The sequence below is a fragment of the Pseudorhodoplanes sp. genome (genome assembly GCF_046289595.1).
Lineage (GTDB): Bacteria > Pseudomonadota > Alphaproteobacteria > Rhizobiales > Xanthobacteraceae > Pseudorhodoplanes.
In genome coordinates, this window is record NZ_JBKBVB010000133.1 from 1 (window position 1) to 12,070 (window position 12,070).

At 63.2% G+C, this 12,070-nt stretch carries 13 protein-coding genes; 9 read left to right on the top strand and 4 right to left on the bottom strand.

The features are described 5' to 3' along the window. Window positions 1–284 precede the first annotated feature (284 nt). Together ACK41X_RS20170 and ACK41X_RS20175 are read left to right on the top strand one after the other, a co-directional pair. Window positions 285–1,502: an MFS transporter gene (locus tag ACK41X_RS20170; RefSeq protein ID WP_409726955.1), complete on the top strand. Its 1,218-nt coding sequence runs from the start codon at window positions 285–287 to the stop codon at window positions 1,500–1,502. Between the two features lie 370 nt (window positions 1,503–1,872). Next, window positions 1,873–3,999, top strand: coding sequence for a sodium-translocating pyrophosphatase (locus ACK41X_RS20175; protein ID WP_409726957.1), 2,127 nt, complete (start codon window positions 1,873–1,875; stop codon window positions 3,997–3,999). Between the two features lie 105 nt (window positions 4,000–4,104). On the opposite strand, the gene ACK41X_RS20180 is transcribed toward ACK41X_RS20175, so the two are convergent. Continuing rightward, window positions 4,105–4,578: an outer membrane protein assembly factor BamE gene (locus tag ACK41X_RS20180; protein WP_409726959.1), complete on the bottom strand. Its 474-nt coding sequence runs from the start codon at window positions 4,576–4,578 to the stop codon at window positions 4,105–4,107. A gap of 145 nt (window positions 4,579–4,723) precedes the next feature. Between ACK41X_RS20180 and ACK41X_RS20185 the strand changes: the two genes are divergently transcribed. From ACK41X_RS20185 to ACK41X_RS20210, 6 genes are all read left to right on the top strand, one after another. Next, complete coding sequence (locus tag ACK41X_RS20185) at window positions 4,724–5,194, top strand: ubiquinol-cytochrome C chaperone family protein (protein ID WP_409726961.1); 471 nt, start codon at window positions 4,724–4,726, stop codon at window positions 5,192–5,194. A 10-nt stretch (window positions 5,195–5,204) separates the two neighbouring features. Beyond that, a complete protein-coding gene (locus tag ACK41X_RS20190; RefSeq protein ID WP_409726981.1) occupies window positions 5,205–5,744 on the top strand; it encodes a YceD family protein in 540 nt (179 codons plus the stop codon). Between the two features lie 96 nt (window positions 5,745–5,840). Beyond that, entirely contained in the window at window positions 5,841–6,899 is a 1,059-nt protein-coding gene (gene plsX, locus ACK41X_RS20195; RefSeq protein ID WP_409726963.1) for a phosphate acyltransferase PlsX, read from the top strand. Continuing rightward, complete coding sequence (locus ACK41X_RS20200) at window positions 6,893–7,870, top strand: beta-ketoacyl-ACP synthase III (protein WP_409726984.1); 978 nt, start codon at window positions 6,893–6,895, stop codon at window positions 7,868–7,870. The genes plsX and ACK41X_RS20200 overlap by 7 nt, the downstream gene beginning before the upstream one ends. Window positions 7,871–8,029: 159 nt before the next feature. After that, window positions 8,030–8,359 carry an integration host factor subunit alpha gene (locus ACK41X_RS20205; RefSeq protein WP_409726965.1) on the top strand — a complete coding sequence of 110 codons (330 nt, stop codon included), beginning with the start codon at window positions 8,030–8,032 and terminating at the stop codon, window positions 8,357–8,359. Between the two features lie 46 nt (window positions 8,360–8,405). Beyond that, window positions 8,406–8,903, top strand: coding sequence for a MerR family transcriptional regulator (locus ACK41X_RS20210; RefSeq protein ID WP_409726967.1), 498 nt, complete (start codon window positions 8,406–8,408; stop codon window positions 8,901–8,903). A 4-nt stretch (window positions 8,904–8,907) separates the two neighbouring features. Here ACK41X_RS20210 and ACK41X_RS20215 read toward each other — a convergent pair whose 3' ends face one another. Continuing rightward, window positions 8,908–9,861, bottom strand: coding sequence for a cupin-like domain-containing protein (locus ACK41X_RS20215; protein ID WP_409726969.1), 954 nt, complete (start codon window positions 9,859–9,861; stop codon window positions 8,908–8,910). After that, window positions 9,858–10,964 carry a GNAT family N-acetyltransferase gene (locus ACK41X_RS20220; protein WP_409726971.1) on the bottom strand — a complete coding sequence of 369 codons (1,107 nt, stop codon included), beginning with the start codon at window positions 10,962–10,964 and terminating at the stop codon, window positions 9,858–9,860. Before ACK41X_RS20220 ends, ACK41X_RS20215 begins: the two co-directional genes overlap by 4 nt. 406 nt (window positions 10,965–11,370) lie before the next feature. Here ACK41X_RS20220 and ACK41X_RS20225 point away from each other — a divergent pair, with 406 nt between their 5' ends. Beyond that, window positions 11,371–11,577, top strand: coding sequence for a hypothetical protein (locus ACK41X_RS20225; protein WP_409726975.1), 207 nt, complete (start codon window positions 11,371–11,373; stop codon window positions 11,575–11,577). 74 nt (window positions 11,578–11,651) lie between these two features. Here ACK41X_RS20225 and ACK41X_RS20230 read toward each other — a convergent pair. Next, on the bottom strand, window positions 11,652–12,070 hold a 419-nt coding region (locus ACK41X_RS20230), incomplete at its 5' end, for a VOC family protein (RefSeq protein WP_409726978.1).

Below are 12,070 nucleotides of genomic sequence, written 5' to 3' on the forward strand. Positions count from 1 at the left end.
GTAGTTGCGCTCTTTTGTGTTGGGGGTGATGTCTTCATTTGTGGGGTGTTTTTTCTTTGGTGGTTCTGCCCCCCCCGCCCCCACCGGCGCCGCCTATGTCACCGACATGCTGATCGAGGAGATCGCGGTCGCGATGCGCCAGCTCGGCGCTCCGGACATGGCCGCCCTCAAGACCCTCGCCGTCCGGCATCCCGGCGCATGGCAGTTCTGACCTGCGTTTGCCGGGCTTCCTTATATTCAACGGCGCGGATATGTAGGGCGACCTCTGCCGGGGAGCGAACTCAATGTCCGTAGCCGCCGACGGCCAGCATCATCTGATCGACGACGCGCTGGCGCGCCGCAACGCGATCATTCTGGCCTGCGCGCAGGCCATGGCCGGCGGCAACAACACCGTGCTGCTGGCCACCGGCGCCATCGCCGGCGCGATGCTCGCGCCCGACAAGATGCTCGCGACCGTGCCGATCACCGTCTACGTCATCGGCATGTGGCTCGGCACGCTGCCGGTCGGCGCCATCGCCCGCCGCTACGGGCGGCGCACCGCGTTCCAGATCGGCACGCTCTGCGGCGTGGCGACCGGGCTGATCTGCTGCATCGGCGTGCTCTATGGCTCTTTTGTTCTCTTCAATATCGGGGCCTTCTTCTCCGGCCTTTATGCGGCGGCGCATCAGGCCTATCGCTTTGCCGCCGCCGATACCGCAAGCGATGCGTTCCGGCCCAAGGCGATTTCCTGGGTGCTGATCGGCGGCGTGCTGGCCGCCATTGTCGGACCCCAGGTGGTGATCGCCACCAAGGACATGCTGCCGCCCTATCTGTTTGCCGCCACCTATCTGGCGCAGGCGGCGATTGCGGTGGTTGCGGGCCTGTTCCTGACTCTCCTGAAAATCCCGATGCCGCCCAAGCCGACCGCGACCAATGCCGGGCGACCGTTGTCGGAAATTGCGCGGCAGCCCAAATTCATCGTCGCCGTGGTCTGCGGCATCGCCAGCTATTCGATGATGAACATGGTGATGACGGCAGCCCCGCTCGCCATGATCGAATGCAACCACAGCGTCACCGACGCTGCCCTCGGCCTGCAATGGCATGTGCTCGGCATGTTCGTGCCGAGCTTCTTCACCGGCACGCTGATCGCCCGCTTCGGCGTGGTCAAGGTGATCGCGACGGGCTTTGCGCTCCTGCTCGCAAGCGCCGCCATCAGCATTTCCGGGATTACGCTCTGGCATTTCTGGATCGGGCTTGTGCTGCTTGGGGTGGGTTGGAATTTCGGCTTCATCGGCGCCACGACGCTGGTCACCGAAACGCACCGGCCACAGGAGCGTACGCGGGTGCAGAGCTTCAACGACTTCCTGGTGTTCGGCTCGATGGCGATCGGCTCGTTCGGATCGGGCAAGCTGCTTGCGGTCTATGGCTGGGCGACGGTCAATGAAGTGGTGTTCCCGGTGGTGCTGACCGCGGCGGTCCTGCTCGGCTGGCTGGCCTTGCGGCAGCGGCGCAACCCGGTCTGAGGCCAATCGGTTGCGCTCGCCAAGCGTATCGTGGAGGCCGCGGGCGCGCCTTACCGCACCTTCAAGGCGCTGAGCGGGCTCACGCGCCTGCAATCCCGGGCCTCACCTGACCGATCTTGGCCTGACCGACGGAACCACCAAGGAAATGCGGCCCACCCTGATCCGGGTGCTCGACGCGCGAGCGTCCGTCGAAAGGCTTGTAAAATCTCAAAAAGCGCCGGGGAATCCTGCGCTTTGACCGGTTGCTTTGCAGATTCGTTTTTGGCAATGTCCGCGCGATTTTGAGGCCGGGCGGAGGCGATTCCGCGCGCCCGGTCCAAACCAGCGAGCCGGCATTCGCCCGGCTCACTCCACATCATCGGGGACTTCTATGACAGCTTTGTGGGTGATCATCGCCTGCGGTTTGCTCGCCGTGGGATACGGCATCTGGGCGACCATGTCGGTGATGAAGGCAGACGCCGGGTCTGCCAAAATGCAGGAAATCGCCGCTGCCGTCCGTGAGGGGGCTCAGGCCTATCTGAAGCGCCAATACACGACGATCGCCATCGTCGGTGTGGTGATCTTTGTGGCGGTCGGTCTGTTGCTTGGCTGGCTGGTCGCCATCGGCTTTGCCATCGGTGCGATCCTGTCCGGCGTTGCCGGCTTTATCGGCATGAATATCTCGGTGCGCGCCAACGTTCGCACCGCGCAGGCGGCGATTTCATCGCTCGCGGGCGGCCTCGACATCGCCTTCAAGGCCGGCGCCATCACCGGCATGCTGGTCGCGGGCCTCGCGCTGCTGGGTGTCGCCGTCTATTACATGGTCCTGACCGTCAATCTCGGTCTTGCCCCGAACAGCCGCACCGTGGTCGACGCGCTGGTGGCGCTCGGTTTCGGCGCCTCGCTGATCTCGATCTTCGCCCGTCTCGGCGGCGGTATCTTCACCAAGGGTGCGGATGTCGGCGGCGATCTCGTCGGCAAGGTCGAAGCCGGCATTCCCGAAGACGATCCGCGCAACCCGGCGACCATCGCAGACAATGTCGGCGACAACGTGGGCGACTGCGCCGGCATGGCGGCCGACCTGTTCGAGACCTATGCCGTGACCGCGGTCGCCACCATGGTGCTCGCGGCGATCTTCTTCGCCGGCCAACCGGCGCTCGGCTCGATGATGCTCTTGCCGCTCGCGATCGGGGCGGTCTGCATCCTCACCTCGATCGCCGGGACGTTCTTCGTCAAGCTCGGCGCCAACCAGTCGATCATGGGTGCGCTCTACAAGGGGCTGGTCGCGACCGGTGTGCTGTCGCTGATCGGCATCGCCATCGTCATCCATTTCCTTCTCGGCCTGGGTACCGAATACAAGACCGGCGGCGGCGTGACCTTCACCGGCATGGGATTGTACCTCTGCGGGGTCATCGGTCTTGCGGTCACCGGCCTGATCATCTGGATTACCGAATACTATACCGGGACCAATTTCCGCCCGGTGAAGTCGATCGCGGAAGCCTCGGTGACCGGTCACGGCACCAACGTGATCCAGGGCCTCGCCATCTCGATGGAGGCGACGGCTTTGCCCGCCATCGTCATCATCGCCGGCATCCTGATGACCTACGCGCTGGCCGGCCTGTTCGGCATCGCGATTGCGACCACCACGATGCTGGCGCTGGCCGGCATGGTCGTGGCGCTCGACGCCTTCGGTCCGGTCACCGACAATGCCGGCGGCATTGCCGAAATGGCCGGCCTGCCGAAGGAGGTGCGCAAGTCGACCGACGCGCTGGACGCGGTCGGCAACACCACCAAGGCGGTGACCAAGGGCTATGCCATCGGTTCGGCCGGCCTTGGCGCGCTGGTGCTGTTCGCGGCCTATAACGAGGATCTGAAATACTTCATCGCGGCGAAGACGCCGTATTTCGTCGGCGTCAATCCGGACTTCTCGCTGAGCAATCCTTACGTGGTGGTCGGCCTCCTGTTCGGCGGCCTGTTGCCGTATCTGTTCGGCGCAATGGGCATGACCGCGGTCGGACGCGCAGCCGGCTCGATTGTCGAAGAGGTGCGCCGTCAGTTCCGTGAAAAGCCGGGCATCATGAAGGGCACCGACAAGCCCGATTATGGCCGCGCCGTCGATCTACTGACCAAGGCGGCGATCAAGGAAATGATCATCCCGTCGCTGCTGCCGGTGCTGTCGCCGATCGTGGTCTATTTCGCGATCTACTTCATCGCCGGCGGCGGCGTTGCCGGCAAGTCGGCCGGTTTCTCGGCGGTTGGCGCCATGCTGCTCGGCGTGATCGTGACCGGGCTGTTCGTGGCGATCTCGATGACCTCGGGCGGCGGCGCCTGGGACAATGCCAAGAAATACATCGAGGACGGGCATTTCGGCGGCAAGGGGTCTGAGGCCCACAAGGCCGCGGTGACCGGCGACACCGTCGGTGACCCCTACAAGGACACGGCCGGCCCGGCGGTGAACCCGATGATCAAGATCACCAATATCGTGGCCTTGCTCCTGCTCGCCATCCTCGCGCATTGACGCGCGGCGCGACCCGGCCCAAACGACAAGAGCCCCGCACAGCGGGGCTCTTTTTTGACACGGGCGGCGTGCGGACAATACCCGGCGTCCGCTCACCGACCCGGCCTAATTTTCCATGCCGATGATCTTGAACAGATAGGTGAGGTAGGACATTTCGCTGCCGCCGGTCGGAGTCGTCTTGCTGACGAAGTCGAACACCTTGCCGTCCTTGATTCCGTAATCGGCGAGCCTCGTCACACGGCGTTCCTTGTCGAAATAGACCGCGATCACCCGCTGATCCACCACCTTTTGCGGCATGAAGGCCGCGGTTTTCTGACCGCGCTGCGAAATGTAATAGAATACTTCGCCGCTGACCGTCGCCACGGTGGAGGGCGTTCCGAGGACGATCAGCACCTGCTCCTGGCTGGAACCGAGCGGGATCTGCTCGAGCGCGCCCTCGGGCACGACATAGCCGCGCTGGAACGTCTGTTCGGTGGCGCCGCAGCCCGGCAGCGCCAGCGCGCAGGCCAGGGCGATCGCTGCCGCGCCGGTGGAGCGGCGCAGGGATGCCCATGACCGTGTCCGGTTCCCGAAAATCATGATGGTTCGACTAGCCCCCAACGCGCACAATTGCAATCGGCCGCTCTGGCGCGAAGCCCCCGCCGGCCCTAGAACAGGGCCGATGCTCCGTCTGTTCCGCCGGACCCCTAAAACCGAGACCATCGAGGCGCTCTATGGCGCCATCGTGGCGCGGGCGCGCGCGCCCGTCTTCTATCGAAATTATGGCGTGGCGGACACGGTTAACGGCCGGCTCGAACTGCTGATGCTGCATCTCGTGCTTCTGTTCGATCGTTTTTCCCGCGCCGGTCCGCAGGAACGGGAACTCGGCCAGGCCGTGTTCGATCGCTTTTGTCAGGATATGGACGATCATATGCGGGAGGATGGCGTCAGCGACCTGCGGGTGCCGAAGGATATGCAACGCCTGGCGGCGGGTTTTTTCGGCCGGCACCGTGCCTATATCTCTTCATTGCAGGCGAACGACCGAAAGGCGCTCGAAGAATCGTTGCGGCGCAATGTCTGGAGCGGCGATCCAGGGCGGGACGTGGCTGATCTGGCGGCCTATGTCGAGGCCGCGTTCAGGACGCTGGACGGCCAGGACGCCGGGGCTTTGGTCCGCGGCCCGATCAAGTGGCCGGATCCGGGCTCCTTGTTGTGAGATGGCGGTGATGGAACCCGACTCGATCTGGAGCAGGCGCATTGCGCTGGCCGACGTCCCCGACGAGGGACTGCATGTGGCCCTGACAGCCGATGCGGAAACCCGCGCCGCACTCGCCCGCGCTGCCGGCCTGCGCGCCTTGCCACGCCTGCAGGCGAATTTCGACCTGCGCAAGACCGGCATCTCATGTCTTCATGTTCAAGGTGAGATCCTTGCGACTGTCGGACAGAATTGTGTCGTAACATTAGAGGACATCGAGAATACGCTCCACGAACCGGTCGATCTGATTTTCGAATCCGATCGCTCAGGTCAGCCGGAAGGCGAGGATCAAGAGACCTCTTTTGCGTTCACAGATGTTGATCCGCCGGAACCCCTTGTCGGGGGGGCGGTGGACCTCGGGGCCATTGCCACAGAGTATTTCCTGCTCGGGATCGATCCTTATCCCCGCAAACATGGCGCTGTGTTCGAAGGGGGCGAGCCGGATTCCTCGGCGGAAAGCCCTTTTGCCGCTCTTGCTGCACTGAAGCGGCCCCCGGCCGAGGGGAGCTAGGACATGGTTGTATCCGCCGCGCCAACCGGTATGGTCCGCGCCCACGCCTTCATCCGTCACCTTCCTGTGTTCCGAGGCCTTCGCTAAGGTCCGCCTATGCCAGAAAAGGTTCGCATCGCGCTCGATGCCATGGGAGGCGACCATGGCCCCTCCGTGGTCATTCCCGGCGCGGCGCTTGCACAGGCGCGCCATCCGGACACCGAGTTCTTGTTTTTCGGTACGGCGCGCGAGATCGAGGCGGAGCTTGCGCCGCATCCGAAGCTGAAGGGCGCTTCGCGCGTAATCCATACCGACGTGGCCGTGAAGATGGACGACAAGCCGAGCCAGGCCTTGCGCCAGGGTCGGTGGAAATCGTCGATGTGGCTTGCCATCGATGCGGTGAAGAAGGGCGAGGCGGACGTGGCGGTCTCGGCCGGCAACACCGGCGCCCTCATGGCGATGGCCAAAATCCACCTGCGCACCATGGCCGGCATCGAGCGTCCCGCGATTGCTGCGATCTGGCCGACGTTACGGGGCGAATCCGTGGTACTCGATCTCGGCGCCAGCATCGGCGCCGATGCCCAGCATCTGATCGATATGGCGGTGATGGGCAGTGCCATGGCGCGCATCCTGCTCGATATCGACCGGCCGACCGTCGGTCTTCTGAATATCGGTGTTGAAGAAATTAAAGGACTGGATGAAGTGCGCGAGGCCGGGCAAGTTCTGCGCGAACGCGATTTGCCGCATCTGAAATATGCCGGTTTCGTCGAGGGCGACGATATCGGCAAGGGTACGGTGGACGTGGTGGTGACCGAAGGTTTTGCCGGCAATATCGCTCTGAAAGCGGCGGAAGGCACAGCGCGCCAGATCGCCGGCTATCTGAAAGCCGCCATGAAGGAGACGATCTGGACCAGGCTCGGCTATCTGCTTGCGCGCGGCGCATTCCGCAAGCTCGCGGCGAAAATCGATCCGGGCCGCGCCAATGGCGGAGTGTTTCTCGGCCTGAACGGGATCGTCATCAAAAGCCATGGCGGCGCCGATGCCAGCGGCTTTTCTGCGGCAGTCGATATCGGCTACGAGATGGTGCGCCACGCGCTCCGGGCAAAAATCGAACAGGCATTGGTACCCGAAGCACGGGTTGTAGCCGACAGGCCGGCAGCCGGAGCCGCATCGTGACATTGCGCTCAGTGATTGTGGGTGCCGGCTGTTATCTGCCGGAACGCACCCTGACCAATGCCGAACTCGCCACCATGGTCGACACGTCGGATGACTGGATCGTGCAGCGCACCGGCATCCGCGAGCGGCACATTGCAGCCGACGGCGAGCTGACCTCCGATCTGGGCATTAAGGCCGCGCAGGCTGCGCTCGCCGATGCAGGAGTGAGCCCGCAGGACATCGACCTGATCGTCTGCGCAACGTCGACGCCCGACAACACATTTCCGGCGACAGCGGTCTCGATTCAGGCCGGGCTCGGCATTACCGGTGGATTTGCCTTCGATCTTCAGGCGGTCTGTTCCGGCTTTGTTTATGGACTTGGCACCGTCGATGGGATGCTTCGCACCGGGCTTGCCAAGCGCGCCCTGCTGGTTGGCGCAGAAACCTTTTCCCGCATTCTTGACTGGACCGACCGCACCACCTGCGTTCTGTTCGGGGATGGGGCGGGCGCGGTCGTCATCGAGGCGCAGGACCAGCCCGGCGCGATCACCGATCGCGGCATTCTGACCACCCATCTTCGCTCCGACGGACGCCACAAGCTCAAGCTTTATGTCGATGGCGGACCCTCATCGACCCAGACGGTCGGCCATCTGCGCATGGAGGGCAAAGAGGTATTCAAGTACGCTGTGTCGATGATCACCGATGTGATCCGCGATGCGTTCCGGGCAACCGGCTATACCGCAGAGGATCTCGACTGGTTCGTGCCGCACCAGGCCAATCGCCGCATTATCGATGGTTCGGTGATCAAACTCGGTCTCGATCCGGCCAAGGTGATCATCACCGTCGACCGGCATGGCAATACCTCGGCCGCCTCGATTCCGCTCGCTCTTTGCACCGGAATCGCTGATGGACGGATCAAACGGGGCGATCTGGTGATGTTCGAGGCCATGGGGGGCGGTTTCACATGGGGTGCGTCGCTTGTTCGGATGTGAGTGCAAGGCGTTACGAAGCCGCATCGAGTGTCCATGTCCCGGATGTTTCCGTGAGAGAAATCCGGTGCCTTGGCTGGCTTTCTTCGGTTGACCGTGCAACACTAAGTCCATATCGTATTGGAAAATAAGAAGGATCGCCGGTTAGGGGCTACGCGGGCGATGGCGGCGAAAACGGTTACACGAGCGGATTTATGTGAGGCGGTCTACCAGAAGGTCGGCCTGTCGCGGACGGAATCTGCCACCCTTGTTGAGCAGGTGCTCAAGGAAATCACCGATTGCCTTGAGCGCGGCGAGACCGTGAAGCTTTCGTCGTTTGGCTCCTTCGTCGTGCGCAAGAAAGGACAGCGGGTCGGACGCAATCCAAAGACCGGCAAGGAAGTACCGATTTCGCCGCGCCGGGTGATGGTGTTCAAGCCCTCAGCCATCCTCAAGCAGAAGATCAACGGCGGCGCCGATCACGACATCGCCGACGATACCGATGCGCACTGACGTGGTCGGCTTTGCGGGCATCGACTGAGATTGATTGGGGGCTTCGTTGGACAAGGCGCCCGACGCTTTTCGCACCATAAGCGAGGTTGCAGACGATCTCAAAGTCCCGCAGCACGTGCTGCGGTTCTGGGAGACCCGGTTCAGCCAGATCAAGCCAATGAAGCGCGCGGGCGGCCGCCGCTACTACCGTCCCGACGACGTCGATCTTTTGCGCGGTATCCATCACCTTTTGTACGGCGAGGGATATACCATCCGCGGCGTGCAGCGCATTTTGCGCGACCAAGGGCCGAAATTCGTACAATCGGTCTGGCAACCCGGTGCCGAACAGCCGATGCATGGTCCGGTGGACGACGACGCCGATCATCCCGAAGAGATTGTCGTGGACGATCCCGTGGCGAACGCGTCCCCGCGACCCCAGGCGACTCCCGCGGCCATCCGCGCGCAGATCTCGCGCGAGGACCTGCGGCGCCTTCAGGCCACCTTGTTCGAATTGAGCGAATGCCGGCGTCTTCTCGATGGCGCGCTGCAAAAGGCGGACGAATAGCACGTCACGATGCTTTGACGTCCGGTTGTTTCTGCGGATCGCGATAGTAATAGTTGGCGTCCTTGCCTTTCACGATCCGGCGCAGGGTACGGCGCATGGTCTCGCTCTTGCGCAGCGGTTCGACCGCAGCCGCGGCGGCACGGAACAGCGCGATCTTGGCGGTGTCGATCATGGGGTGAGTGCCGGGCGGATGCTGCGGCAGACCGACGCCGCGCAACATCGCATTGACGGCGAAAATATCGTTGCGGCGCCGCACCTCTTTCGACTTCCAGGTTAGCGACAGCGAGATCGAATAGCTGCCGGCGGTCCGTACCCAATGCGGCCATTGATAGGGCACGAACACGCCGTCGCCCGGCTTCAGCGTGTAGGTGGTGCATCGGGCGTCGAATTTCGGGTCGTAGGGCAGGTTGCGGTGCTTGATCGCACTGGTCTCCAACGCCTCTTCGGATGCGATCGAGCGATCGCGGTTGTCGTAGACATGGAAATATTTGTCGCCGTGAACCTGGAAAAAAAAGTTCTCGTCGGCGTCGGCGTGGAACGGCGTGGTGGAATTTGCCGACGACACGAAGATAAAGCCGCGAATATCCTCAAAGCCGGCCGCCTTGAGACTGCCGAATCCGCGCATGCGAGCGACTTCCATCAGTGCTTCGTCGATCAGACCGCGATAGGCTTGGTCCTGTTCGACCGATTTGAGCACCATCCAGGCGCCGGCGGTCTCGATATTGTGTACGATCTCTTCCGGTTCGAGATCGACCGTCGGCGTTGTCTCCGGCCGCTGGTCGATTGCGGCCTTTCCGGAATTGTATTCCAGGCGATCACGCGGGAGGTCGCGCACCAGCTCGGCAAGTTTCGGCAGCGTCAGCAACGGATTGCCGGCGAAGCGGTGCTTCAGCGCGAAGGGCAGATGCGGAAACGCTTGGGTCAGCGCCGCCGCATCGGTCGGTTCGAAGAACTTCATTTGCGTTTCTCCATGGTTCGGCGGAGGGCTTTGACGACATCGATGGCGCGGTAGCGCGCCGCGAGCACGGTGCGGATGGCGGTTGCTTGCCGGTCGCGCGGCGACAATGCGAGAAACACGTCCGCAATCTCGATGCGCGCGCGCCAGATGTGATCGATCATGGGGTGTTCGCCATCGGCGGTGGAATCGGCGAAGCCGATGGCTGGATCAGCGCAGAGATGCCGCGTCAGTTCGAGCGTGAGCTGGACCCCCGGCGACAGACGCGCCTCTCTCTCATCCATTGCAATCTTGAAGAAGAAGGCGCGGCCGCGGTCGCGCAGGATCAGACCTGCGGCGAGAGTCTCGCCGTTGCGCAGGAGGCGCACGACCTCACTCTGCCCATGTGCAGCAAGGGCCGGAACTGCTGCGCGGATGAAGCTTGCATCGCCTGAGTCCTGCACAAGAGCGGTGCCGCGTTTGCCCTTCCAGCCCTGCGCCTCGAGCCTCAAAAAGGCTTCGAGCGCAGACTCGATCTGAACGGGTGTGGCAGCGACGACGAACGAGAGCGCCCCGGTATCCTCCAGCCGGTGACGTTGGCGGCGCAATTCCTTGCGCTTCTTGGCGCTGAGGGCGCCGTTCAGCACGGCGTCTGCGTCTTGCGTGGCGTCGAGGCCCGCGCGAACGAATCTGCGCATGACCTGCAGCGGCAATCCGCGCTGCTTGGCGGCGGCAACGATCGCCGCATAGGCCGTGCCTTTGGTTGCGACCGACTGCAGCAGCAAGGCGCGCGCGCCTGCGGCTCTGGCCGCATCGATCAATGCCCCCGCCGCATCAATCGGCCGGCCGGCATCGAGCAACGGCACCGCATAAGGGGCATAGGCATTCCAGGACACCAGAAGCGGCACCGGCAGCTTCAATGCCCGCCATGCCCAGCGTACCGGTATCAGGCCGGTCAGCCGGTGATCGATGCCGCGATCGGAAGCGGTCAGCGCCAGCGCATCGCCGCGGCCGCGCGCATGACGGGCGACCGGGAGCGCCCAGGCCGGGAGGTAGCAGGCATTCGGTTCGATCGCATTCGCAGCGAGCGCTTGCCAGGCCGGGACCGGAACCGCTTCAAGGGGCACCAGGCCTGCACCTTGCGCGCTGCCGCACATGGCCCCTTGGCGCGTGCGCACCGGAGCAAGCGGCAAATGAACCTTATCCGCAGGGGCGGGGACACTCATCCAATGCAACAACGCCATGAGTCATTGTTGCCTTGAGATAGGTCGTGTGCGTGACCGATGGCTTTATTTCAGCCGCATCGTTCGCAATTTACGGGCAGACGGTTAATGGAGCGGTGAGCCGATTGCAGACTCAAACGGAGCAGCGACCGTTGGCTCTGTGACTTTGCCGCCACTAACGAATAAGTAACTCTGATTGCGGCGGAAATTCCACGGCTTTTCCTCAAATTTGCCGGGACCGAATCGGAATGAACCCGCCGTCGCCAGGCGGCGACCAAAGGCCAACAGGCTTTTGCGAAGGGATCAGGCCATGTCGCTCACCGTCTCGCTCACCAATTTCCAGATCGCGCAGCTCAAGAAGCTTCTTGCCGGGGAAATCCGGCTATCGGCCTTCTGCGATACGATCGAGGGCGAGAAACTGTGCTGGAGCGGTCTGGTCGGCATCCGCGCCAATGCGTTGCATTCTACCGTTACGCTCACCGAACGCGGCCGCGCCGCGCTCGCGGGTCTCGCCTAGCTTCGGACAAAGCCGCATTCTTCACAAACTCGCGCACCGCGAGGCGGCTACGGACGCCACAAGCACGTGTCGGACTACGCAAATTCCTTCTGATGCACCCAGGCGGCCTGACGCGGTGGCTGTTTGGTGCGGTCCCACTCGTCGAGCATGGCCGGCGCGATCTTCTTCAGCTCTGCCAGCTGCTCCGGTTTCGACGTCATATATGTGACTTCGACGCGGTTGCCGCTGGGGTCGAAGAAATAGATCGACTGGAAGACCGCATGGTCGGTCGGTCCCACCACGTCGCAGCCGATCGCCTCGGCGTTTGCCTTGGCCTCCATCATGGCGTCGCGATCTTTCACGCGGAACGCAATGTGCTGAACCCAGTCGGGGGTATTGGGGTCGCGGCCCATCGGCGGCGACTTCGGCAACTCGAAGAAGGCGAGGATGTTGCCGTTACCGGCATCGAGGAAAACATGCATGTAGGGATCGGGAGCCTTTGTCGAGGGCGCCC

What these genes read in the sequence shown, in the direction of transcription:
- ACK41X_RS20170 (WP_409726955.1), top strand. Translation starts at nt 285, where the DNA reads ATGTCCGTAGCCGCCGACGGCCAGCATCATCTGATCGACGACGCGCTG.
- ACK41X_RS20175 (WP_409726957.1), top strand. Translation starts at nt 1,873, where the DNA reads ATGACAGCTTTGTGGGTGATCATCGCCTGCGGTTTGCTCGCCGTGGGA.
- ACK41X_RS20180 (WP_409726959.1), bottom strand. Translation starts at nt 4,578, where the DNA reads ATGATTTTCGGGAACCGGACACGGTCATGGGCATCCCTGCGCCGCTCC.
- ACK41X_RS20190 (WP_409726981.1), top strand. Translation starts at nt 5,205, where the DNA reads ATGGAACCCGACTCGATCTGGAGCAGGCGCATTGCGCTGGCCGACGTC.
- plsX (WP_409726963.1), top strand. Translation starts at nt 5,841, where the DNA reads ATGCCAGAAAAGGTTCGCATCGCGCTCGATGCCATGGGAGGCGACCAT.
- ACK41X_RS20205 (WP_409726965.1), top strand. Translation starts at nt 8,030, where the DNA reads ATGGCGGCGAAAACGGTTACACGAGCGGATTTATGTGAGGCGGTCTAC.
- ACK41X_RS20215 (WP_409726969.1), bottom strand. Translation starts at nt 9,861, where the DNA reads ATGAAGTTCTTCGAACCGACCGATGCGGCGGCGCTGACCCAAGCGTTT.
- ACK41X_RS20225 (WP_409726975.1), top strand. Translation starts at nt 11,371, where the DNA reads ATGTCGCTCACCGTCTCGCTCACCAATTTCCAGATCGCGCAGCTCAAG.